Source organism: Lentzea sp. NPDC036955, from assembly GCF_055608005.1.
Genome location: NZ_JBVJRC010000007.1, coordinates 579,826 through 601,198 on the forward strand (window position 1 = coordinate 579,826; position 21,373 = coordinate 601,198).

The following is a 21,373-nucleotide window of genomic DNA, read 5'->3' on the forward strand; positions in this document are numbered from 1 at the left end:
GCGCGATCACCCGTGCGCGATCAGCGAGAAGCCCAGCACGCCCGTCGCCGTGAAGTCGATGGCCGGCTCGGAGCTCGGCCACGACCGCAGGTCATCGGCGAACACGGACTTCGCGGAGTCGAACTCCCGGGTGTACGGCTTGGTGCAGTCCACGGAGCCCGGCGGCATCTCGCCGAGGTCGCCGAACAGGGAGGCGTCGTTCGGTCCGTTGATCACGGCGCCGACCAGCACCTTCGCGCCGCCGTTCGGCGAGCCGGAGAGGTTGGCCGCCTGGTGGTGCGGGCACTCGGGGAACTTCGCGCCGACACCGACGATCAGCGAGGTGCCCCAGGCGTTGGTGCCGAGCGCGAACCCGCGCTGCTGCGTGCCGAACGTCTGGTACCTCGTGTCACCGGTCAGCTTCCGGTAGAGCGCGGCCGTGGTGATGAAGCCGAACGTGCGCGAGCCGACGTCCCAGGTCTCGACGTTCGCGGCGGTGCGGAACGGTGAGTTCTTGGCCGCGTCGGCGCCCTGCTGCAGCTGGCGCCGCAGGTCCCCCACGACCTGGGCCTCGGTCACCTCGGCACCGTGGACGCCCGCCTTCAGCAGCTTCGCGAGGTCGGCGTGGGCGAGCGCGGAGATGTTGTAGACGTTCAACGTGTCCGGGTCGTTCGTCGCGAGGAACTCCTTGGCCCAGTGCGTGGCGGCCTTCGCGAACTGCTGGTACCGCTTGTCGTTCAACGCCTTCGCGGCCAGCGCGAGCTGGGTGGCGCCGAACTCCAGGTCGTCGGTCCACGACGGTTCCGGGTAGTAGGCGTGCGGGAACGCCGTGACGAGCTGTCCGACGTCCTCGGTCTTGGCGAGCGAGAACAGCCGCGCGGCCTTGTCCAGGTGCGCGCGGGCCAGGCGCGGGTTCTTGCGGGCCTCGACCTGCGCGGCCAGCGCGAACGAGCCGGCCACCCGGCCGACCAGGTTGGGGCTGATCTTCTCGCCGGCGGCGTTCGCGCGGAAGACGGGGCGGTACTTGATGAAGTACTCGCTGTCGCCGGGCTTCACGTCGAGCCTGTCGTCGGCCTCGGGGAGCCGCCACACGTCGTGGTCGCCGACGAAGCCGAACTCCGCGGAGCCGGTGCCGATGCCCACCTGGGCGTAGAGGGTGCCGGTCTGCTCGTCCCAGGCCTTGTCGAGCCACCTGAGCCCGAACTCGGCCTCTTCGTACAGCGCGTCGTCGTGCTTGTTGCGCAACGCGAGCAGCATCGACGCCGTGGAGTACGACGAGGCGTGGGTGAACTTCACGAAGTCGCCCGCGTCGAACCAGCCGCCTTCGAGGTCGACCTTGGCGCCGGTGGGCTGCAACGGCGCCGCGATCTGGTCACCGCCCTCGCCCGCGAACACCGGCTCCTCGTAGACGAGCGCCTCGCGGTCGGTGAGGTGCGCGGGCTTGCGGTTCAGCCGGCCGGGGACGACGTCGGCACCGTCGCGCTGGGCCTGGAAGAACTCGACGGTGTTGCGGGCGACCGGCGCGAACAGCCGGTTCAGCGAGTCGACCCGGAACGCCGCGGAGGTCGCCGAGCCGACCTTGACCCGGTACGTCCCCGCTTTTCGCACGCCGGAGAGGTCGATCGGGTGCACTGCCGGGAACTTCGCGCTCCACGCCCCGGTCGAGGCACCCGTCCGCCCGGTCAGCACGGTCCGGCCGCGGCTGTCGACCACGGAGAACCGCGCGTTCGCGGCACCACCGAGCACGTAGGCGTGTTTCGCCTCGGCGGTGCCGAACCCGACCTGGTCGAGCCTGATGTGGGAGGCGGGGGCCGCCTCGGCAGGTGCCACGACCACACCGGTGAGCACTGCGGCGACGAGCGCCGCACGTCTGATGCGCATGTTCGGAACTCCCGATCCAGGCCCGGCGGTGGCCTACGGTTAAGAAAGTTTCCTAATAGTTCGCAGCAGACTAGCTCCACAAACCGGACATCACCAGCCCTCAGGTGGCTCCACGAACGCCGAGGAGAGGTCCCGCGTCAGGGCGAGCGAGCGCTTGACCCACCCGGACGTGGCACCGGCCAGGCCGCACGTCGGCGTCGGCAGCGCCTTCTCCGCGAGGACCGACCGCGGGAAGCCCAGCCGGTCGGCCAGCGTGAACGCCCGCTGCCCGACGTCCTTCAACGTCACCGGCGTGCCGGGGTCGGTGCTCGGCACCAGCCCGAGCGCGAGCGTCGTGCCCGCCTCCCAGGTCTCGCCGATCTCGTCGAGCGCCGCGGCACCCTTGACCAGGGTCAGGTCGAACGCGATGGCCGCCGCGCCCGCCTCCCGCAGCAGCGTCAGCGGCGGCTGCGGCGCACAGCAGTGGACGAGCACCTCGTGGCCGTCGAGCGCCTCGATGACGGTGGCGAGCACCGCGCGCGCGTCCGGACCGGGCACCGCGGGCACCGTCCCGAGCTTCGACGGGGTCGGCAGCAGCCCTTCCAGCACGGCGGGCAGGCCGGGTTCGTCGAGCTGCACCACGACCTTCGCGCCGGTGCGCCTGGCGACCTCGGCCGCGTGCCGGCGCAGGCCTTCCGCCAGCGACTCGGCGAACTCCTTCACGGCGCCGCGGTCCGTGAGCACCCGATGCCCGCGCATCAGCTCGATGTTCGACATCAGCGTCCACGGCCCCGCCGCCTGCACCTTGACCGTGTCCGGGCTCGCACCCGCGCGTTCCAGCGCCTCGTCGAACGCGTCCAGGTCACCGCGCAGCAGGTCGACGGCACGGCGGTGGTCACGGCCGGGCCGCGGCGTCACCCGGTAGCCGGACGTGATCACCTCGATCGCGAGGTCGACGAGCAGGCCGGCGGTGCGGCCGATCATGTCCGCGCCCACCCCCCGCGCAGGCAGCTCCGGCACGTGCGGCAGTTCCGGCAGCTCGCCGACGACCACCCGCGCCGCCTCGTCGATGTCGGTTCCGGGCAGCGATCCGATTCCAGTTGCTCCGCGCACCGGCAGATTGTTCCACTGTCCTGCGGACAGAAGAGGTCTAGACCCATTGACGCCATGGTCTAGGCCACTTACCGTGATTGAGCAGGTGCCGAGCGTGCGAGCACCTCCCCGCACGTGGTGTGGGAGCGCGACGCGCCCCGCGTTCCCGCACCACTCCCCACCCGGCGACGGCGAGGGCCGGCGCGGAGTTCACCGCGCCGGCCCTCGTTCGTCCTGTCCGAGCCTCCTAACAGCTGCTGCAGCACCCGCAGCCCGGACCCGTGCACCCGCCGCAGCAAGAGCATCCACCCATGATGACCACCTCCGTTTTGAGCGATCAAGCATTCGGACAGTAAGGCCGGGTCGACGCGGGGTGACACCACCGCCAGGGTGATTACGCTGCCACGAATGAATGGTCCTGCTGAGATGCTGGCCGCGGACAAGGCCTCCACCGCCCTGGGCATCACGCCGGTCGAGCTGCGCGACGGGTACGCGGTGCTGCGGATGACGGTGACCGAGCTGATGCTGAACGGGCACGGCATCGCGCACGGCGGTTACGTCTTCCTGCTGGCCGACTCGGCGTTCGCGTGCGCCTGCAACAGGGCTGGGTCCGTCACCGTCGCCGCCACGGCCGAGATCGACTTCATCCGGCCGGTGCACGCGGGCGACGAGCTCGTGGCGGAGGCGGTGGAACGGACCCGGTTCGGCCGCAGCGGGATCTACGACATCACGGTCAGGCGAGGGTCCGAGGTCGTGGCTGAGTTCCGGGGCCGGTCCCGGACGTTGCGCGCCGCAGACCGATGAGCTGCAGCACCGCGAACCCGAGCACCGCGAGGCCCTGGGCGAGCACCAGCGCGACGCCGAGACCGGTCAGCGGGAACCACTCCAGCTCCGCGGTGAGAATGCTGTCGAGCGCCCACACCGCGTTTCCGATGATGACCAGCAGCACGATCCGGCGGTCCGGGACGGCGCGCGTTCCGAGGAAGAACACGCCCGCGCCGTAAACGACGCAGAAAGCACCGAGCCCGATCTGCCAGCCCACCGGCATTCCCACCTCCGGGCGGATCAGGAGGGTCAGCAGGCCCAGGCCGAACGAAGCGACACCGTCGAGTTTCAAGGCGAATTTCAACATGGCCCGACCGTGGCCCGGTGATCACTGCCAGGACCACGTCAAGCGCTGCCGACTCCTGCCACCAGGTCCGCCGCGACCAGCCGGGCGGCCGCGTTCTGCCAGTTGTGGAGGGTGCGCTCGGGCACCTGTGCCACGAACCACTGCAGCGCGCGGCGGTCCTCGGCGTCGAGGTCCTCGCGCTTGGTGCGGACCGAGTACGGCCGGATTCCCTTGACGTAGTAGAAGTACAGGGCGTTGTAATAACGCTATTCGTCGCTCGTGCCGAAATCGCCGTCCGCGGGCTTGAGCCGTTGGATGCTCGTCAGCAACATGGATTTCAGCTGTGCCGCGCGGTCGAGCGGCGGTGCTTCCTCGGTCAGCGCGATCAACGGGCTCGCGACGAGCTTTCCGAGGTCGCCGTAATGGCTGAGCGCCCTGCGGGTCAGCCGCGCGAACTCGGCCTCGTCCTCGGTCACCAGCGGGCGTTGCCTGGGCAGCGCCTCGGCCGCGTCGCGGAGCTCGGCGCGTTCGGCGGCGACGGCGGGCACGGCGAGGCGGTCGACGGCGGCGGCGAGCGGGTTCGCCAGCACCTGGACCGCGATGGCGGCGGCGACCGTCGTGCAGGCGAGGAGCTGCGGGCCGTCGAAGAGCAGCACCTGCGAACCGAACAGGACGGCGGTGAAACCGGAGATCACCAGCGAGCGCAGCATGTCGGCGCGGATCGCCTGCCCTTCCTCGACCGCGTCCGTGACGGCGACGAGCACGCCGAACAGCAGCACGTCGAGTCCGATCGCCGGCAACGCGACCGCGGTGGGTACCCAATCGAGCAGGAACGCCGCCGCTGAGAGCGCGAACATCACCCCAACGAGTGAAAAATAGGCACGCTTCCCCGCCGCCAGCGCAGTCGCCGCGGCCAGCGGGAGCAGCACGACCCACGGCAGCCACAGCGCCGCGGCGAAGACCGGCACCACCGCGAAGATCCACCAGCGGACGAGCTCCGGCCGTGCCAGCACCAGGATCGCCCCAGTCCACGCGAGTGCGGGCACGCCCAACAGCACAGGATGAGGCATGACGACGAGTGCCGCACATCCGACGAGACCGGCGCCGGACCACCACAGCACGGGCTTGGCGGGATCGCGGGCGAGCAGGTAGAGGCCGAGCCACCACGCGAGGCCGGACACCACAAGCGACAGGACGAACACGGGTCAAAGCTAGCCGCGCCTGCGAAACTACTCGGCATGCCGGTAGAGCTGACGCTCAACAAAGCGGCCGAGGAGCTGCGGCGCGGCGACCTCGCGAACGTGCTCCGCGCACGTCAACGCCTCGCGGGACTCGTCGGCACCTACCCCCACCGGCTCGACCTGCGCGACCGCCTCGCCGAGGCGTACCGCGTGCTCGGCCAGCCCGCGCAGGCCGGTCGCTGGACGTACCTCTCCGACGACCGCGACCCCGAGGAAACCCTGGCGTTCGAACGCGCCTACCGCCGCGCGCAGGTCCGCCTCGTCGCGCTGAACTGGGCCGGCCGTGTGGAGGAGGCCCCGACCGAGGCCGCTCGCACCCGCCTCGCGTCGCTGTACCTGGAGGCGCGCGTCGAGCTGCAGCACGAGCTCGACGCGACCCCGCGGGAGGAGACGTCCTGGGGCGCCTGCCTGCTCGTGATGGCCGGTGGGACGTTCGTCATCGTGTGTTTCCTGCTGGGAATCGTGACTCTGGCGCAGTTCTTGTGGAAGCTGGTCACATGAGAACGCTTTCTGACCACGTGCGCCGCACCCCGGTCCTGCGCACCGCTGTGGACGGTCGCCCGGTGGTGTTCAAGCTGGAGCACCTCCAGCTCACCGGTTCGTTCAAGGTCCGCGGCGCGGTCAACAAGCTCCTCACCCTGTCCGGCGTGGACGAGGTCGTCACCGCCTCCGGCGGCAACCACGGCATCGCCGTCGCCCAGGCCGCGCACCTGCTCGGCATGCACGCCACCGTCTTCGTGCCGATGACCGCCCCCGAGGCGAAGACCCGCCGCATCGAGGCGTTGGGCGCCAAGCTGATCCGCCACGGCACCACCTACGCCGAGGCCGCAGCCGCAGCCCGCGACCTCGGCCCGCTCTACGTCGAGGCCTACAACGACCCGGTCGTCATCGAGGGACAGTCCACGGTGACCCGCGAGATCGTCGAGGACGTGCCCGAGGTGGACACGATCGCGATCGCCTCGGGCGGCGGCGGCCTGATCGCCGGCGCCGCACTGGCCTCTGGCGGTCGCTTGATCGTGAACGTCGAGCCGTCCGGCTGCTGCGCCGTGCGCCGCGGCCTCGAAGCCGGTGAGCCCGTGGACGGCCCGGTGGACTCCGTTGCGGCGTCGGCACTCGGGGCGACGCAGGTGGGCACGGTGCCGCTGGAGGTGTTGCAGCGCCACAACGTCACGTCGGTGCTCGTGTCCGACGCGGAGCTGCTGGCTGCGCGGGATCGGCTGTGGGAGGAGTTCCGGTTGGCGGTGGAGCCGGCTGGGGCGGTGGCGTTTGCGGGGTTCCTCAAGGGGGAGGTTCCTGGGGAGCTTCCCTGTGTGCTCCTGTGTGGAGCGAACTCGGAGTGGTTGCCGGGGTGAGGGCGGGCTGGTCGCCGCTGGGCCGAGCGCGGCTGGGCTGAGTGCGGCTGGGCTGAATGCGGGTGGCTGAGCGCGGGCGGGCGAACGCAACTAGGCGAGCGCAGGTGAGCTGGTCGCGGCTGGCTGAGCGCGGACGGGCTGAGCGCGGACGGGCTGAGCGCCAGGGACTGACGCGGCCCACCGCCAGTCCTGACCCCACGAGCCCGCACACCCCGGAACCACCGCGACCGCCGTGCCACCCCGCGTTCCTCTTCCCCCACGGGGCGAGCGAGCGAGCGTTTCCGGACACACATCACCCGACCGGGCGACAACCCAACACCGACAGGCCCAGCGAATCAGCTGGTCGCGTCGATCGTCGCACTGGCCAGCACCACGTCACCGCCGGCATCGGGCCGGTAGATCGCCACCGCCTGCCCGGGCGCCACACCCTTCAACGGCTCCCGCAGCTGCACCCGCAACACACCGCCGACCACCTCGGCCACGGCGGACGAGGTACCGCCGTGCGCGCGCACCTGGGCGACGCACTCCACGGGACCGTCCAGGTCGACGTGCGTGATCGGCGAGGAAGCCGAGATGCCCGTGACCGCCAGCTTCTCCACCGAGCCGACCCGGACGTTGCCGGAGACGGGCTCCAGGGCCAGCACGTAGCGGGGCCGGCCGTCGGGAGCGGGACCGTCGATGCCCAGGCCCTTGCGCTGGCCGATGGTGAACTCGTGCACGCCCGCGTGCCGGCCGAGCACGGCGCCGGTCGCGTCGTCGATCAGCAGGCCGGGCTTGGTCTCCATGCGGGAGGCGAGGAACTTCTGGGTGTCGCCGTCCGGGATGAAGCAGATGTCGTGCGAGTCGGGCTTCTTCGCGACCGACAGGCCGCGCGCTGCGGCTTCGGTGCGCACGTCGTCCTTCGTCGTGTCGCCCAGGGGGAACATGGCGTGGGCGAGCTGGTCGGCGGTCAGGGAGGCCAGCACGTACGACTGGTCCTTGCCGAGGTCGGCCGCGCGGCGGAGCTCGGGGCGGCCGCCGACCACCTGCAGGCGGGCGTAGTGGCCGGTGCAGACCGCGTCGAAGCCGAGGGCGATGGCCTTGTCCAGCAACGCCTCGAACTTGATGCGCTCGTTGCAGCGCAGGCACGGGTTCGGGGTGCGGCCGGCGGCGTACTCGGCGACGAAGTCCTCGACGACGTCCTCGGTGAAGCGCTCGGCGAAGTCCCAGACGTAGAACGGGATGCCCATCAGGTCGGCGGCGCGGCGGGCGTCGTGGGCGTCCTCGACGGTGCAGCAGCCGCGGGCGCCGGTGCGGAGGGTGCCGGGCTTGGCGGACAGGGCCAGGTGCACGCCCGTCACGTCGTGTCCCGCTTCAACGGCGCGGGCCGCCGCCACCGCGGAGTCGACACCGCCGCTCATCGCCGCGAGGACCTTCACTGCTTGACCACCTTCCGGGAACGCCTCATGCCTGCCAGACCTGCCGTGCGCGCGCGTTCGACCACGGGACCGATCACGCCCGCCAACTCCTCGACGTCGGCACGCGTCGAGGTGTGCCCGAGGGAGAACCTCAAAGATCCGCGTGCCGGCGCGGGTTCGACGCCCATCGCCAGCAGCACGTGCGACGGTTGCGCGACGCCCGCGGTGCAGGCGGAGCCCGTGGAGCACTCGACGCCGCGTGCGTCGAGCAGCATCAGCAGGCTGTCGCCCTCGCAGCCGGGGAACGTCAGGTGTGCGTTGCCGGGCAGCCGGTCGACCGGGTCGCCGTTGACGACCACGTCCGGCACCACCGCGCGCACCGAGGCGATCAGCTCCTCGCGCAACGCGACCAGCTCGGCGGCGCGCTGTTCCTGCTCCTCCACGGCGATGCGGACGGCGCGGGCGAGGCCGACGATCGACGGCACGTCCAGGGTGCCGGAGCGGACGTCGCGTTCCTGGCCGCCGCCGTGCAGCAGGGGCGTGCACTTCACGTCACGCGCGAGCAGCAGCACGCCGACGCCGTAGGGGCCGCCGACCTTGTGGCCGGTCATGGTCAGCGCGGACGCGCCGGACGCGGCGAAGTGCACCGGCACCGCGCCCACCGCCTGCACGGCGTCCGTGTGGAACGGCACACCGCGCTCGGCGCACAACGCCGCGATGTCGTGCACCGGGTTGATGGTGCCGACCTCGTTGTTCGCCCACATGGTCGTGACGAGCGCCACGTCGTCGTCCAGCGCCTCGCGCACCGACTCGGCGGACACCCGGCCGAACCGGTCGGCCGGTAGCCAGGTGACCTCGGCGCCCTGCTGCTCCAGCCACTCGACGGCGTCGAGGACCGCGTGGTGCTCCACGGCCGAGGCGAGCACGCGGCGCTTGCCCTCGCGGGCCCAGTAGACGCCCTTGACCGCGAGGTTGTCGCTTTCGGTGCCGCCGCCGGTGAACAGCACCTCGGACGGCCGGGCGCCGAGGGCGTCGGCGATGTTCTCCCGCGCCTCCTCGACCGCACGCCGCGCCCGCCGGCCGGAGGTGTGCAGCGACGAGGCGTTGCCCGTGGTGGACAACGCCTCGGTCATGGCCGCGACCGCCTCGGGGTGCATCGGGGTCGTGGCAGCGTGGTCGAGATAAGCCATCAGGGCTCCAGCGTAGCCCGCATGCGGGGCCCGGTCAGAACCGCTCCCACCACGGCCAACGCCGCCATCGACAGGTTCAGCACCACCACGCCCGCCGTGGGGGCGGTCGCCAGCACCAGCACACCGCCGAGTCCGATCATGGTCGCGGAGCCCAGCATGTCGGAGATCTGCAGGGCAGCCGAGTTGAAGCCGCGGTCCTGCTCGGGTGAGGCGGCCATCATCAGCACGCCGACGCTGGAGGTCGCCATGCCCATGCCGGCGCCCGCGACGGCCCACAGCAGGAACGTCAGCCAGGCCGGACCCCACGAGGGTGCGACGAGCGTCACGGCCGCCATGCCGGCCGCCGTGAACAGGAACCCGGTCCGCACGAGGGTGTAGCGCTCGATCTCGGGGTGCCGCGACGCCCACATCGACGCGCCGGCCCAGCCGAGGGCGCTCACCGTGAGCGGGATGCCGGCCTCCAGCGGCGAGTAGCCGTGCACGACGGTCAGCGTGAGCGGGATGAAGCTCTCGACCGCGAAGAACGTGCCGGCGAGCAGGCCGCGGGCGAGGATCGTGACGGGGAGGCCTCGGCGGGCGATCAGCGTGCCCTTGGGCAGCAGGATGCGCACCGCGGGTGTGAGGAGCAGCAGCGCGACGGCGAGCAGCCACCACGTGCGGTGCTGCAACGCCCAGCTCAGGCTCGCCACCCCGGCACCGGCGGCCAGCGCGGCGGCGGGCAGGAACCGGCGCACCGGCGGGGTCGCGGTGTGCGGTGGCAGCTTCCTGAGCACCGGGACCAGCAGCACGCTGCCGACGAGCACGAGCGGGACGATCGCGAGGAACACGAGCCGCCAGGTCAGGTGCTCGGTGGCCCACCCGGCGACGGCGGGTCCGACGAGCGACGGCACAACCCAGGCCGCCGACAACGCGCCGAACACCGCGGGCCGGTCGCTCTCCGGGTAGGCCAAGGCGATGACGACGTAGATCGCGACGATCAGGAAGCCGGCGCCGAGGCCCTGCAGGGCCCTGCCCGCCAGCAGCACGGTCATGTTCTCCGCGACGCCCGCGACGACCAGGCCGGCGAGGAACAGGCTCACGCCGATCAGCACGGCGGGCTTGGGGCCGCGCCGGTCCGACAGACGGCCGGAGAAGACGGTGGCCATGACGCTCGCCGCGAGGTTCGCGAGGAACGGCCACGCGTACAGCGCCTCGCCGTGCAGCTCGCGGACCATGGTGGGCATCGCCGTGCCGACGCCCATCGCCTCGAAGGCGAGGAGCGTGACCAGCAGGACGATGCCCGTCGTGGGCCAGCGGCGGTCAGGCGACCAGAGGCGAGACGGCCGGGGCGCGGTGAGTGTCACCGGTAGATCGTGCAACTTCCAGTTCGGTCGAGGTCAAGCGATTTGATTGCTCTTGTGCAAGTTTTGCGAGCTGCCTGCGGTTCTCCGCGCGGCCGGGGGCGATCTCGTCGAGCACGTGCACCTCGACGGTGAGGCCCCTCACCCGCAGCACCCGGCGGATCGAGTCGACCAGGGTGTCGCTGCCGATGAACGCGGGCTGCGTGCTCACGTGGCCGTCGACCCGGTAGCGCAGCACGATCGGCCGCACCGGCACACCGGCGTCCAGGGCGGCCTGGAACAACGCCGGCCGGTAGCGCCCGGAGGCGAGCCCGCACCACGTGGTGCCCTCGGCGTGGATGCCGACGGCGGACCCGGCGCGCAGGGTCGCCGCCAGCTCGGCGACAGTCCGCGGCAGCTCGCGCAGCCGTTCGCGGTCGAGGTAGACGGTGCCGGCCGCGGTGATGATCCGGCCGAGCACCGGCCAGCCCTTGATGTCCTTCTTGGCGACGATCCGGATGGGCTGCACCGCGTCGATCGCGAGCTCGTCCAGCCACGACACGTGGTTGCTGGCGACGAGCACACCGCGTTGCGGCACCTCCTGGAACCTGCGGGCGCCGTGGACCTCCAGGCGCACGCCGAACGCGCGCAGCAGGGCGTGGAACCACAGCCGCACCACGGTTTCCCGCTGTGCGCGCGGCAGCAGCAACGCGAGGACGATCCCCACGCCGCACAGCAGTGCCGTCAGGGCCGTGACGGCACGCCAGAGCTGCCTGACCCCGCCCGCGGTCCGCGGGGCCGACCCGACGCACCCGTCGCCGCACGGCGAGGCGGGCATCCAGGCGTGGCTCACGACGTCTCCCCCAGGAAGAACCTCAGGTACCGCTGGTCCACGTGGTCCATGCCGAGCAGGATGAACAGGTCGGCCACCCCGAAGTCGGCGTCGAGCGCGGGCCGCCCGCAGATCCGGGCGCCGAGCCGCAGGTACCCCTTGAGCAGCGGCGGCAGCACGGTCCTGGCGGGCCGCTCGACCGCGTCGACGTCCCACGGCCGGTGCGGCGTCACGCGGTACTGCTCGGGCGCGTAGTGCTTGGCGTGCACGGTGTCCCACACCCCGGCCGCGAGAGCACCGCCGTCCTGCAACGGGATGCTGGCGCAGCCGACGAGCCACTTGTGGCCGCTCAGCAGCATGTAGCGCGCGATGCCGGCCCACACGAGGCTCACGACGGCGCCGTTGCGGTGGTCGGGGTGCACGCACGACCGGCCGGTCTCGACCGTGGTGTGCCGGATGTGGTCGAGGTTGGCGAGGTCGAACTCGGTGTCGGCGTAGAGCCGCCCGGCCTCCCTGGCGCGCTCCGGCGGCAGCATCCGGTAGCCGCCGACGATCTGGCCGGTGCGGTCGTCGCGCACCACCAGGTGGTCGCAGTGCCGGTCGAACTCGTCGACGTCGTGGCCGGGCACGCTCGTGGTCAGCGTCGCGCCCATCTCACCGGCGAACACCTCGTGGCGCAGTTTCTGCGCGGCGACGACCTCGGCGCCGTCCCTGGCGACGAGGAGGGAGTAGCGGGGAACGTCCTCACCCTGCCGGGCGGGGGTGCTGACAAGCAGTTCCGGCTGCGTCATGCGCACCAGGGTGATCCCGCGTTGGCGAATGACAGCAGGGCACAACGATGACCGGTCAGTGGCAGTCGGGTGAAGAGCCGGTGGTGCCCGCGCACGCGGAAGGGCCGCCCCGCGCACGGGACGGCCCTTCCGGTGAGCTGGTCGTGCTCAGCCCTTGCGCTTCTGGACCTCGCCGGTCAGCTGCGGTGCGACGGCGAACAGGTCGCCCACCACGCCGAAGTCGGCGATCTCGAAGATCGGGGCCTCGGGGTCCTTGTTGACCGCGACGATCGTCTTCGAGGTCTGCATGCCCGCGCGGTGCTGGATGGCACCGGAGATGCCCAGCGCCACGTACAGCTGCGGCGAGACCGTCTTGCCGGTCTGGCCCACCTGGAACTGGTGCGGGTAGTAGCCGGAGTCGACCGCGGCGCGCGAGGCACCGACGGCGGCACCGAGCGAGTCGGCGAGCTCCTCGACGACGGAGAACTTCTCGGCGGAGCCGACGCCGCGGCCACCGGAGACGACCACGGAGGCCTCGGTGAGCTCGGGGCGGTCGCCGCCGACCACGGCCTCGCGGGAGGTGACGCGGGCGGCCTTGGCGGTGTCCACGGACACGGAGACCGACTCGTCGAGCGCGGCGTCCGCGGCGGACTCCTCGGCGTCGACGCCGCCGGGGCGGACCGTGATGACCGGGGTGCCCTGGCTGACCTTCGCCTTGACGACGAACGCGCCACCGAAGATGGACTGCACGCCGGTGCCGTCGGCCTCGACGTCCACGACGTCGACGAGCCAGCCGGAGCCGATGCGCACGGCCAGGCGGCCCGCGACCTCCTTGCCCTCTGCGGTCGCGGAGACGAGCACCGCGGCGGCGTTCGGGGCGAGGGCGGCGAGCGCGTCGACCTTCGGCGTCACCAGGTAGTTGACGGCGTCGTCGGACTCGACGGCGTAGACCTTGGCCGCGCCGTACCTGCCGAGCGACTCGCGGACCTTGGCGGCGGTGCCGGGGGCACCGACGACGACCGCGGACGGGGTGCCGAGGCGACGGGCGGCCGTGAGCAGCTCGTAGCTGACCTTCTTGACCTCGCCGTCGACGTGGTCGACCAGGACCAGTACTTCAGACATGGTTTCCACTCCCTCAGATGAGCTTCTGGCCGACGAGGTACTCGGCGATCTTCGCGCCGCCGTCGCCGCCGTCCTCGACGCGCTGACCGGCGGTGCGCGGCGGCTTCGGGGCCGCTTCGAGCACCTGGGTCCACGCACCGGACAGGCCGACCTCGGCCGCGTCGACGCCCAGGTCCGCGATCGAGACCGTGGAGACGGGCTTCTTCTTCGCGGCCATGATGCCCTTGAAGGAGGGGTAGCGCGGCTCGTTGATCTTCTCGGTCACCGAGATCACGGCGGGCAGCGACGCCTCGAGGAACGCGACGCCCTCGTCGGTCTCGCGCTCGCCCTTGATCGTGGTGCCCTCGACGGTGACCTTGCGCAGCTGGGTGACCTGCGGCAGGCCCAGCAGCTCGGCGATGATGGCCGGGACGGCGCCCGCGCGGCCGTCGGTCGCCTCGTTGCCGGCGATGACGAGGTCCACGCCCTCGACGGTGCCGATGGCCTTGGCGAGGACCTTCGCGGTGGCCAGCGAGTCGGAGCCGTGCAGCGCCTCGTCGTTCACGTGGATGGCCTTGTCGGCACCCATCGAGAGGGCCTTGCGGATGGCGTCGGTGGCGCGGTCGGGACCCATCGCGATCACGGTCACCTCACCGCCGTGGGCCTCCTGCAGCTGCAGGGCCTCTTCGACGGCGCGCTCGTTGATCTCGTCGAGCACTGCATCCGCGGACTCGCGGTCAAGGGTGTGGTCGGCGTCGGTGAGCTTGCGCTCGGACCAGGTGTCAGGCACCTGCTTGACCAGGACAACAATGTTCATAGGTCCTCTTCGACCTCCTGCGGACGGGCGGCGACGCGCAGAGGACTTCAGAACTGCGCCGCCGGGTGTTCACGACCCTGCCATCACCCGGATGTTACCCGCCAGTAGCAGCGGTGCAAACGGGAGCAAGCACTCCGCTAGCGTGACGGTTCTCACCCGGTCGCACCACCGATTGAGACGTACCCCATTCGGGCGAGTAACCTGCGCGGACATGTACCGGCGAGTAGTAGTAGTGACCGACTCCACGGCCTGCCTCCCGGCTCACCTGACCGACCAGCTCGGCATCGAGGTCGTGCAGATCCAGGTCAGGATCGGCGACCACACCGACGACGAGGCCCGCGTCCCGGTTCCCGACCTCGTGTCGGCCATGCGCGCGAACGTGCCCGTCGAGACGATCCCGCCGGATCCGGGCGCCTTCTTCTGGACCTACGGAGACCTCGCCGCCCAGGGCGTCCAGGCCATCGTGTCGGTGCACGTCTCCGGCCGGCTCTCCGCCACCGTGGACGCCGCCCGCACCGCCGCCGCGCAGTCGCGCGTCCCCGTGCACGTCGTCGACACCCACACCTGCGGGATGAGCATCGGCTACGCGGTCCAGGCCGCCGCCAAGGTGGCCGAGGCCGGCGGGACCGTCGAGCGCGTGATCGAGACGGCCCAGCGCCGCTACGACCGGTCCACCGAGCTCATCTACGTCGACACGCTCGAATACCTGCGGCGCGGCGGCAAGATCGGTGCCGCGGCGGCGCTCGTGGGCTCCGCGCTGTCGCTCAAGCCGCTGCTGACCATGTCCGACGCCCAGATCACCCCGCTGGACCGGGTGATCGGCGCCGACCGCGCGCTGAACCGGATGCTGGACATCGCGATCAAGCGCGCGGGCACCGACCAGGTCGACATCGCGGTCGAGCACTTCGACGCGCTGGAGAGGGCGCAGCGGCTGCTGGGCAAGCTGCGGCGCGGTGTGCCCAACGTCCGCCAGTTCATGCTGACGCAGGTCAGCTCGGCCATCGGCGCCCACGTGGGCCCCGGTGCGCTGGGCATCACCGTTTCGCCGGTGTGACGTCCGGGAACTCGAGGTACCCCGTGTTGCGTTGAAATGGACGTAACGGACACCTGGAGGACCCGATGGCGTTCATGGACAAGATCACCAAGTTCCTGCACAGCCCTTCGGGGCGTCGACTGCAGGACAAGGCACGTGAGCTCTCCCGCGACCCCCGCCGCCGCGCGCAGGCGGAGCAGCTGCTGCGCAAGTTCCGCAGTGGCGGCAAGAAGAAGTACTAGACCGGCTGACAGGTACTAGAACAGCTCGTTCAGCTCCCCGTACCCCAAGCCGTCCCTCGTGCTGTCGTACGTGCCGGCGCTCAGCAGCTCCTCCGCCGCCTTCTTCGCCACGGCGTAGGCGGCGGAGGCGAGCGCGGTGCCGACGCTGATCCTGGCCGCGCCCGCCTGTGCCAGCTCCGCCGTGGCGGGCGCGCCGGGACCCGCGAGGACGTTGAGCGGTGCCGCGATGTTCTTCGCCAGCTCCGCCACGTCGGCGAGGTCGGTCACCCCCGGCACGAAGATGCCGCTCGCGCCCGCCGCCAGGTACGCCTCCGCCCGCCGCAGGGTCTCGCCGAGCCGGTCAGCCGGGTCGCCGACACCGCGCAGGAAGACGTCGACGCGGGCGTTGAGGTAGAGCTCCGGTGCGCCCTCCCGTGCCGCGCGCAGTCGTTCGGACTGCTCCTCGACGGACCGGAGCGCGCTGCCGTACCCGTCCTCGACGTTCACACCGGACGCACCGGCGGCGGCGACCGCCGCGAGGGTCGCGCGGACCTCGTCGGCGGTCTCGCCGAACCCGGCCTCGATGTCCGCGGTCACCGGCACGGACACGGCCTTCGCGATCCTCGCGACGAGGTCCACCGCCAGGTCGCGGTCGAGCCGGTCGCCGTCGGGGGCGCCGAGGCTCCACGCGACACCGGCGCTCGTGGTGGCGACGGCCTGTGCGCCGGCGGCCTCGACGATCAGCGCCGAGGCCACGTCCCAGGCGTTGGGGAGCACCAGGGGCGGCTGCCGGTGCAGGGCGTGGAAGAGCTGCGTGCGGTCGGAGCTGGAAGTCATGATCAAGTGATAGCAGCCGGGACCGCGCGAGTCCGGCAGTTTTCCGACATCTACCGCGGGTTTCCGACATCTGCCACGAGGTCGCGGCCCGTCCGCTCAGTTGCTGCCGGCCTTGCGCCGCACCTCGTCGAACGTCCGCAGGTAGCGCTCCCGGAACTCGTCCCGCTCGGCCCACGTGGTGTGCTCGGCGGGCTGGGGTCCTGGCGGGGGCGGCAACACGGCCTCGGCCGGTTCCTCGTCAACGGGTTCCGGTCCGGGTTCGGGCACCGCTTCCACCACCGGCTCCGGCTCGGGTTCCGGCTCCGCCCACCGCAGGCCCACCACGGCGTTGCGGTGGATCGGCGGGGTGTCGTAGTCGGCGTCCGGCATCGGCTGCGGCGCCCACGCGTCGACCGCCGGACCCGGCCGCGTCTCCTCGGCGTCCTCGCGGCGGCGCGTCACGACGTACATCAGCGCCGCCCCCAGGGTGAAGGACAGCAAGCACAACCCGAACACGATCTCGACGGCACCGGCCACCTCAGGCTCCTGCCTGTCCGACGGGGGTGACGGCGCCACCGGAGACGGTGCGCGGCACCGCAGGCGATGCCCGCCGCACGTTCTGCTGCGCGACGGCCGCCGGGACGAGCAGCGGGGCGGGCCGCTCCATCCGCAGCGGTGGCAGGAAGGCCGGGAGCGGCACCGGCCCCGCGGGTGGCGGCGGCGGTGTGGCGGGGGACGGCGACAGCGCGGTCGTCAGCTCCTCGCCCGCGACCGAGAAGCCGGCGGCCGTGACCGCGGCGGGCACCAGCACCGCCCCCAGCACGAGCGGCACCCACTGCCTCACGAGGCGGCCACCTGCTCCGGTATCAGCGCGGGCGCGACCTGGTCGGCGGCGGCGGTCAGGGCGGCACGGGCGGCCGACAGCTGCGAGTGCACGACTCGGCGCAGCTCGCGCAGCTCGTCCACCTCCCGCGCCACCTCGGCGAGGCGGCGGTTCGACTCGCGGCAGGCCATCGTCACCACGAACCCGGCGCGGGCGCGGGCCAGCGCCTCCTGCTGCTCCAGGTGCTGCGCGGCCTCGGTGCGGCGCCGGGTCGTGGTCAGCTCGAAGAACCGCTGGGCCTTCTCGCGCTTGCGCTCGGCGTCGGCCTCCAGCGAGCTGCACGCCAGCGCGGTCTCGCGCAGCAGCCGGTCGGCGTCGGACTGGGCCTGCTCCACCGCTTCGGCGCACTCGCGCTCGACCTGGTCGGCGCGCTGCCGGTGCTGGGCCTCCAGGTCGGCGCAGCGGCGCTCCAGCTCGACCTCGCGCTCGTCCATGGCGGCGGCACGGGAGGAGCACTGGCGGCGGGTCTCGCGCAGCTCGGACTCGGCCTCGGCCCGCAGGGCGGCGGACTCGCGCTCGGCCTCGGCGACCAGCGCGGCGCACTCGGCCTCGGTGCGCAGGCGGAGGTCGGCGCACTCGCGGCCGGCCCGCAGGTGCATCTCCGCCGCCTCGTCCTCGGCGAGGCGGAGCATGCGGTGCATCCGTTCGGTGGCGCTCGCGTGCGACCCGGGGGTGGACTCCAGCCGCTCGATCCTGGCGCGCGCCTCGGCGAGGTCCTGGCGCGTCGTCTCCAGGAGCCGGTGCAGATCGGCGGCCTGCGCCAGCGCTTCGGCCCGGTCGAGGCTCGTGAAGCGGAGCTGCTCCTCGAGATTCTCGATGTGGTCGATGACCTGACGTCGGTGAAAACCTCGGTGGACAACGTCGAAACCGGCGTGCAGCGGAACTATCTCGTGCCCTTTTGCACCCATGGTCACCTGCTCACTCACACCGCGGAAGATTGTGCGAGCGTACCGAGTTGACCACGCTCCAACCAGTGTCGACAAAGGACCGGAGGGTCTCCGGCGGCGGTCGGGAACACGGTTCCTTGCAGGGCAAACACGGAGATCCTAGATCAACTCCACCAGGCCGTCAGTCACCCGATTGTGTAAGCGGGTCGCCCTTTCTGTGGTGTTCACTCCGTGCGTTCGTCGTGTACGGAAAGCGACGATGCAGGCATACGTCACACGAATTGCCATCCTTCGCCAGTGGTTCAAGCGATCACGCTTCGTTAACCTTCCTTCCCGTGTCCTCACGTGTAGCCGTCGTCACCGACTCGACCGCGTCACTCCCGGCCCGGCTGGCCGACCGGTTCAACATCATCACCGTGCCGATGCAGCTGAAGATCGGATCGGAGTTGATCGACGAGGCGTACGTGCCGACCGAGCGCCTGCTGCAGGCGTTGCAGGCGGAGATCCCGATCACGACCCAGCCGCCGGCGCCGGACGCGTTCTTCTGGGCCTACCAGGACGCGTGGGCCAAGGGCGCGGAGACGATCGTGTCGGTCCACGTGAGCCCGAAGCTCTCCCCCGCGACGGACGCGGCGAAGGCGGCAGCGGCCAAGTCGCGCGTGCCGGTGTTCATCGTGGACTCGCACTCGTCGGGCATGACCCTCGGTTTCGCGGCGCTCGCGGCGGCGCGGATCGCGCAGACCGGCGGCAACGTGCAGCACGCCCGCAGCGTCGCCGAGCAGCGCGGCCGCGACGCGCACGTGCTGATCTACGTCGACACGCTGCACTACCTGCGCAAGGCCGGCCGGGTGAGCGCGACGGCGAAGCTCTTCGGCGACGCGCTCTCGGTCAAGCCGCTGCTGACGGTCGTCAACGGCGAGGTGGAGCCGTTCGGCAAGGTCGTCGGCCGCGACCGGGCGCTGTCCAAGCTCGCCGACAAGGCCGTGGCACTGGCCCACGGCCGCGACGTGGACCTCGCGGTGGAGCACTTCGCCGCCGAGCAGGAGGGTCAGGAGCTGCTGCAGATGCTGCAGAGGCGGATCCCGCACGCCCGCGACATCGTGCTGACCCAGGTGAGCGCGGCGATCGGCGCGAACGTGGGTCCCGGCGCGCTGGCGGTCACCGTCTCGCCGTTCTGACCGCGCCGGGATGCTCGTCCAGGCACCGCGGAGGCCCGTGCAGCGGGGAGGTGACCGGGTGCTCCGCGGTACCGACTGTCACTACTGGCAAGTAACCTGGCGGGCGTGACCCTCCCCCTGACCGGCGAACGCACGGTACCCGGCATCGCGGAAGAGAATTACTGGTTCCGCAGGCACGAGGCCGCATATCTACACCTCATCGGCCACTGCGCGGACGCCGTGGTGCTGGAGGCCGGCTGCGGCGAGGGCTACGGCGCCCAGCTGATCCGCACGGTCGCGCGGCGGGTCGTCGCGCTCGACTACGACGAGCTGACCTCGCGGCACGTCGCCCGCACGTACCCGCGGCTCGACGTGCTGCGCGGCAACCTGGCGACGCTGCCGCTGCGCACCGGCTCCGTGGACGTGGTGGCGAACCTGCAGGTGATCGAGCACCTGTGGGACCAGGAGCAGTTCCTCGCGGAGTGCCGGCGCGTGCTGCGGCCCGGCGGCACGCTGATCGTGACCACGCCGAACCGGCTCACGTTCTCCCCCGGCCAGGACACGCCGCTGAACCCGTTCCACACCAGGGAGCTGGCTCCGTCCGAACTGGACGACATGTTGCGGGCGGCCGGTTTCGCCGTTGACGAACTGAGCGGGCTGCGTCACGGACCGAGGCTCGACTCGCTCCTCGGTGGACGGATCATCGACGCACAGGTCGAGGTCGCCCTGTCCGGCGCGCCCTGGCCGGCCGAGCTCAAGGAGGCCGTCGAGTCGGTGACGGTGGACGACTTCGACATCACCTCCGCGGACCTGGACACCAGCCTCGACCTGGTGGCCGTGGCGGTGCGCGCGTGACGGGCGGGCACGAGGGCACCTTCTGCCTGGTGCTGCACAGCCACCTGCCCTGGCTCGCCCACCACGGCGCGTGGCCGGTCGGTGAGGAGTGGCTCTACCAGGCCTGGGCGCACTCGTACCTGCCCGTCGTGGACATGCTGCGGCGCTTCGCCGACGAGGGCCGCCACGACGTGCTGACCCTGGGCGTCACGCCGGTGCTGGCCGCACAGCTGGACGACCCGTACTGCCTGCGCGGCGCGCACGACTGGCTCGGCAACTGGCACCTGCGCTCCCAGTACGCCGGACGGCGGCTGCCGGAGCTGTCGGCCTACGAGCACCGCGCCTCGGCCCGGGCGCTGGAGCAGTTCGAGACCCGGTGGCGGCACGGGTTCTCGCCGATCCTGCGGTCCCTTGTGGACTCCCAGACCGTCGAGCTGCTCGGCGGACCCGCCACGCACCCGTTCCAGCCGCTGCTGGACTCGCGGGTGCGGGCGTTCGCGCTGCGGACCGGCCTGGACGACACGGCACTGCGGGTCGGCCGCGCGCCGGAGGGCATCTGGGCGCCCGAGTGCGGCTACTCGCCCGGCATGGAGACCGGGTACGCGGCGGCGGGCGTGCGGCGGTTCCTGGTCGACGGGCCCGCGTTGCACGGCGACACGTCCACCGCGCACCCGGTCGGCTCGTCCGACGTGCTCGCGTTCGGCCGCGACCTGGAGGTGTCCTACCGCGTCTGGTCGCCCAAGGTCGGCTATCCGGGTGACGCGGCCTACCGGGACTTCCACACCTTCGACCACCCCACCGGCCTGAAGCCGGCGCGGGTGACCGGCAAGAACGTGGCGCCGCAGGACAAGCGGCCCTACGACCCGCTGCTCGCCCGCGAGGCGATCGAACGGCACGTCGAGGACTTCGTCGGCACGGTCGTGCGGCGGTTGCGCGCGATCGACGGCGGACTGGTCGTGGCGGCCTACGACACCGAGCTGTACGGGCACTGGTGGCACGAGGGTCCGATGTGGCTGGAGGGCGTGCTGCGCGCGTTGCCGGAGGCCGGTGTGCGCGTGACGACGCTGCGCGGCGCCGTCGAGGCCGGCCACGTGGGCGCGCCGGTCGAGCTGCCCGCCTCCTCGTGGGGCAGCGGCAAGGACTGGCGGGTCTGGGACGGCGCACAGGTCGCCGACGTCGTGTCGCTGAACGCGGCGGTGCAGCGGGAGCTGCTGGAGCTCGACCTCTCCGGCACCACCAGGGACCCGGTGCTGGACCAGGCGGTGCGCGAGGCGTTGCTGGCGTTGTCGAGCGACTGGGCGTTCATGGTCACGAAGGACTCGGCCGCCGACTACGCGCGGTACCGCGCGAAGATTCACAGCGACCGGTTCAGCGAGCTCGCCGCGCTGGCCAGAAGTGGCCGGGGCCGGGCGAGGGCGGCGGAGCTCCGCGCGGCGGACGGCCCGTTCGGGCAGCTGGACGCGCGAGGAATGAGGTAACGG

Annotated in this window: 23 protein-coding genes; 8 read left to right on the forward strand and 15 right to left on the reverse strand. The window is 71.8% G+C overall.

The features are described from left to right. Positions 1–6: 6 nt before the first annotated feature. The gene (locus ACZ7CF_RS26500; RefSeq protein WP_470370822.1) at positions 7–1,860 is read right to left on the reverse strand and encodes a glycoside hydrolase family 9 protein; all 1,854 of its coding nucleotides are present in this window, start codon (positions 1,858–1,860) and stop codon (positions 7–9) included. Positions 1,861–1,950: 90 nt separating this feature from the next. Then, positions 1,951–2,958 (reverse strand): methionine synthase, encoded by a 1,008-nt coding sequence (locus ACZ7CF_RS26505; protein ID WP_458434322.1) that lies wholly within the window; start codon positions 2,956–2,958, stop codon positions 1,951–1,953. Between the two features lie 381 nt (positions 2,959–3,339). Between ACZ7CF_RS26505 and paaI the strand changes: the two genes are divergently transcribed. After that, the gene (gene paaI, locus ACZ7CF_RS26510) at positions 3,340–3,735 is read left to right on the forward strand and encodes a hydroxyphenylacetyl-CoA thioesterase PaaI (protein ID WP_360391321.1); all 396 of its coding nucleotides are present in this window, start codon (positions 3,340–3,342) and stop codon (positions 3,733–3,735) included. Here the strand turns inward: paaI and ACZ7CF_RS26515 are convergent. Further along, positions 3,665–4,063, reverse strand: coding sequence for a hypothetical protein (locus tag ACZ7CF_RS26515; RefSeq protein ID WP_470370823.1), 399 nt, complete (start codon positions 4,061–4,063; stop codon positions 3,665–3,667). The genes paaI and ACZ7CF_RS26515 overlap by 71 nt on opposite strands. Before the next feature lie 245 nt (positions 4,064–4,308). Next, positions 4,309–5,244: a hypothetical protein gene (locus tag ACZ7CF_RS26520; protein WP_470370824.1), complete on the reverse strand. Its 936-nt coding sequence runs from the start codon at positions 5,242–5,244 to the stop codon at positions 4,309–4,311. A gap of 36 nt (positions 5,245–5,280) precedes the next feature. On the opposite strand from ACZ7CF_RS26520, the gene ACZ7CF_RS26525 reads away from it, so the two are divergent. Together ACZ7CF_RS26525 and ACZ7CF_RS26530 are read left to right on the forward strand one after the other, a co-directional pair. Next, complete coding sequence (locus ACZ7CF_RS26525; protein WP_360391330.1) at positions 5,281–5,784, forward strand: DUF6584 family protein; 504 nt, start codon at positions 5,281–5,283, stop codon at positions 5,782–5,784. Beyond that, entirely contained in the window at positions 5,781–6,635 is an 855-nt protein-coding gene (locus ACZ7CF_RS26530) for a serine/threonine dehydratase (RefSeq protein ID WP_470370825.1), read from the forward strand. The genes ACZ7CF_RS26525 and ACZ7CF_RS26530 overlap by 4 nt, the downstream gene beginning before the upstream one ends. Positions 6,636–6,970: 335 nt before the next feature. Here ACZ7CF_RS26530 and mnmA read toward each other — a convergent pair whose 3' ends face one another. From mnmA to ACZ7CF_RS26565, 7 genes are all read right to left on the reverse strand, one after another. After that, positions 6,971–8,053 carry a tRNA 2-thiouridine(34) synthase MnmA gene (mnmA, locus tag ACZ7CF_RS26535; RefSeq protein WP_458430549.1) on the reverse strand — a complete coding sequence of 361 codons (1,083 nt, stop codon included), beginning with the start codon at positions 8,051–8,053 and terminating at the stop codon, positions 6,971–6,973. After that, on the reverse strand, positions 8,050–9,222 hold the full coding sequence (locus ACZ7CF_RS26540) for a cysteine desulfurase family protein (RefSeq protein ID WP_470370826.1): 1,173 nt from the start codon (positions 9,220–9,222) through the stop codon (positions 8,050–8,052). Before ACZ7CF_RS26540 ends, mnmA begins: the two co-directional genes overlap by 4 nt. Next, positions 9,222–10,565: an MFS transporter gene (locus ACZ7CF_RS26545; RefSeq protein ID WP_458430548.1), complete on the reverse strand. Its 1,344-nt coding sequence runs from the start codon at positions 10,563–10,565 to the stop codon at positions 9,222–9,224. The genes ACZ7CF_RS26540 and ACZ7CF_RS26545 overlap by 1 nt, the downstream gene beginning before the upstream one ends. Next, positions 10,522–11,394 carry a lysophospholipid acyltransferase family protein gene (locus ACZ7CF_RS26550; RefSeq protein WP_470370827.1) on the reverse strand — a complete coding sequence of 291 codons (873 nt, stop codon included), beginning with the start codon at positions 11,392–11,394 and terminating at the stop codon, positions 10,522–10,524. The genes ACZ7CF_RS26545 and ACZ7CF_RS26550 overlap by 44 nt, the downstream gene beginning before the upstream one ends. Next, complete coding sequence (locus tag ACZ7CF_RS26555) at positions 11,391–12,164, reverse strand: GNAT family N-acetyltransferase (RefSeq protein WP_360391346.1); 774 nt, start codon at positions 12,162–12,164, stop codon at positions 11,391–11,393. Before ACZ7CF_RS26555 ends, ACZ7CF_RS26550 begins: the two co-directional genes overlap by 4 nt. 147 nt (positions 12,165–12,311) lie before the next feature. Beyond that, on the reverse strand, positions 12,312–13,265 hold the full coding sequence (locus ACZ7CF_RS26560) for an electron transfer flavoprotein subunit alpha/FixB family protein (protein ID WP_458430546.1): 954 nt from the start codon (positions 13,263–13,265) through the stop codon (positions 12,312–12,314). Between the two features lie 13 nt (positions 13,266–13,278). Further along, positions 13,279–14,061, reverse strand: a complete 783-nt coding sequence (locus ACZ7CF_RS26565) for an electron transfer flavoprotein subunit beta/FixA family protein (RefSeq protein WP_360391353.1) — start codon at positions 14,059–14,061, stop codon at positions 13,279–13,281. A 211-nt stretch (positions 14,062–14,272) separates the two neighbouring features. On the opposite strand from ACZ7CF_RS26565, the gene ACZ7CF_RS26570 reads away from it, so the two are divergent. Both ACZ7CF_RS26570 and ACZ7CF_RS26575 read left to right on the forward strand, forming a co-directional pair. After that, on the forward strand, positions 14,273–15,115 hold the full coding sequence (locus ACZ7CF_RS26570; RefSeq protein ID WP_360391356.1) for a DegV family protein: 843 nt from the start codon (positions 14,273–14,275) through the stop codon (positions 15,113–15,115). A gap of 65 nt (positions 15,116–15,180) precedes the next feature. After that, positions 15,181–15,336, forward strand: a complete 156-nt coding sequence (locus ACZ7CF_RS26575) for a hypothetical protein (protein ID WP_360391359.1) — start codon at positions 15,181–15,183, stop codon at positions 15,334–15,336. Positions 15,337–15,351: 15 nt separating this feature from the next. Here ACZ7CF_RS26575 and ACZ7CF_RS26580 read toward each other — a convergent pair whose 3' ends face one another. The 4 genes from ACZ7CF_RS26580 to ACZ7CF_RS26595 all read right to left on the reverse strand — a co-directional run bounded on the left by ACZ7CF_RS26580 (position 15,352) and on the right by ACZ7CF_RS26595 (position 17,922). Further along, positions 15,352–16,152, reverse strand: a complete 801-nt coding sequence (locus ACZ7CF_RS26580; RefSeq protein WP_458430545.1) for an isocitrate lyase/PEP mutase family protein — start codon at positions 16,150–16,152, stop codon at positions 15,352–15,354. A 96-nt stretch (positions 16,153–16,248) separates the two neighbouring features. Further along, positions 16,249–16,668 carry a hypothetical protein gene (locus ACZ7CF_RS26585; protein WP_470370828.1) on the reverse strand — a complete coding sequence of 140 codons (420 nt, stop codon included), beginning with the start codon at positions 16,666–16,668 and terminating at the stop codon, positions 16,249–16,251. A gap of 1 nt (position 16,669) precedes the next feature. Beyond that, positions 16,670–16,975 (reverse strand): hypothetical protein, encoded by a 306-nt coding sequence (locus ACZ7CF_RS26590; RefSeq protein WP_470370829.1) that lies wholly within the window; start codon positions 16,973–16,975, stop codon positions 16,670–16,672. Further along, positions 16,972–17,922 carry a hypothetical protein gene (locus ACZ7CF_RS26595; RefSeq protein ID WP_470370830.1) on the reverse strand — a complete coding sequence of 317 codons (951 nt, stop codon included), beginning with the start codon at positions 17,920–17,922 and terminating at the stop codon, positions 16,972–16,974. The genes ACZ7CF_RS26590 and ACZ7CF_RS26595 overlap by 4 nt, the downstream gene beginning before the upstream one ends. A 314-nt stretch (positions 17,923–18,236) precedes the next feature. Here ACZ7CF_RS26595 and ACZ7CF_RS26600 point away from each other — a divergent pair, with 314 nt between their 5' ends. The 3 genes from ACZ7CF_RS26600 to ACZ7CF_RS26610 all read left to right on the forward strand — a co-directional run bounded on the left by ACZ7CF_RS26600 (position 18,237) and on the right by ACZ7CF_RS26610 (position 21,370). Then, complete coding sequence (locus tag ACZ7CF_RS26600; protein ID WP_360391372.1) at positions 18,237–19,079, forward strand: DegV family protein; 843 nt, start codon at positions 18,237–18,239, stop codon at positions 19,077–19,079. 105 nt (positions 19,080–19,184) lie between these two features. Continuing rightward, positions 19,185–19,913, forward strand: a complete 729-nt coding sequence (locus tag ACZ7CF_RS26605) for a class I SAM-dependent methyltransferase (protein ID WP_360391375.1) — start codon at positions 19,185–19,187, stop codon at positions 19,911–19,913. Further along, entirely contained in the window at positions 19,910–21,370 is a 1,461-nt protein-coding gene (locus ACZ7CF_RS26610; RefSeq protein ID WP_470370831.1) for a 1,4-alpha-glucan branching protein domain-containing protein, read from the forward strand. Before ACZ7CF_RS26605 ends, ACZ7CF_RS26610 begins: the two co-directional genes overlap by 4 nt. Positions 21,371–21,373: the final 3 nt, after the last annotated feature.

Excerpts from the sequence above, each read along its gene's own strand:
- ACZ7CF_RS26500 (WP_470370822.1), bottom strand. The coding sequence starts at position 1,860 with ATGCGCATCAGACGTGCGGCGCTCGTCGCCGCAGTGCTCACCGGTGTG.
- paaI (WP_360391321.1), top strand. The coding sequence starts at position 3,340 with ATGAATGGTCCTGCTGAGATGCTGGCCGCGGACAAGGCCTCCACCGCC.
- ACZ7CF_RS26515 (WP_470370823.1), bottom strand. The coding sequence starts at position 4,063 with ATGTTGAAATTCGCCTTGAAACTCGACGGTGTCGCTTCGTTCGGCCTG.
- ACZ7CF_RS26525 (WP_360391330.1), top strand. The coding sequence starts at position 5,281 with ATGCCGGTAGAGCTGACGCTCAACAAAGCGGCCGAGGAGCTGCGGCGC.
- ACZ7CF_RS26530 (WP_470370825.1), top strand. The coding sequence starts at position 5,781 with ATGAGAACGCTTTCTGACCACGTGCGCCGCACCCCGGTCCTGCGCACC.
- ACZ7CF_RS26540 (WP_470370826.1), bottom strand. The coding sequence starts at position 9,222 with ATGGCTTATCTCGACCACGCTGCCACGACCCCGATGCACCCCGAGGCG.
- ACZ7CF_RS26555 (WP_360391346.1), bottom strand. The coding sequence starts at position 12,164 with ATGACGCAGCCGGAACTGCTTGTCAGCACCCCCGCCCGGCAGGGTGAG.
- ACZ7CF_RS26560 (WP_458430546.1), bottom strand. The coding sequence starts at position 13,265 with ATGTCTGAAGTACTGGTCCTGGTCGACCACGTCGACGGCGAGGTCAAG.
- ACZ7CF_RS26565 (WP_360391353.1), bottom strand. The coding sequence starts at position 14,061 with ATGAACATTGTTGTCCTGGTCAAGCAGGTGCCTGACACCTGGTCCGAG.
- ACZ7CF_RS26570 (WP_360391356.1), top strand. The coding sequence starts at position 14,273 with ATGTACCGGCGAGTAGTAGTAGTGACCGACTCCACGGCCTGCCTCCCG.
- ACZ7CF_RS26575 (WP_360391359.1), top strand. The coding sequence starts at position 15,181 with ATGGCGTTCATGGACAAGATCACCAAGTTCCTGCACAGCCCTTCGGGG.
- ACZ7CF_RS26580 (WP_458430545.1), bottom strand. The coding sequence starts at position 16,152 with ATGACTTCCAGCTCCGACCGCACGCAGCTCTTCCACGCCCTGCACCGG.
- ACZ7CF_RS26595 (WP_470370830.1), bottom strand. The coding sequence starts at position 17,922 with ATGGGTGCAAAAGGGCACGAGATAGTTCCGCTGCACGCCGGTTTCGAC.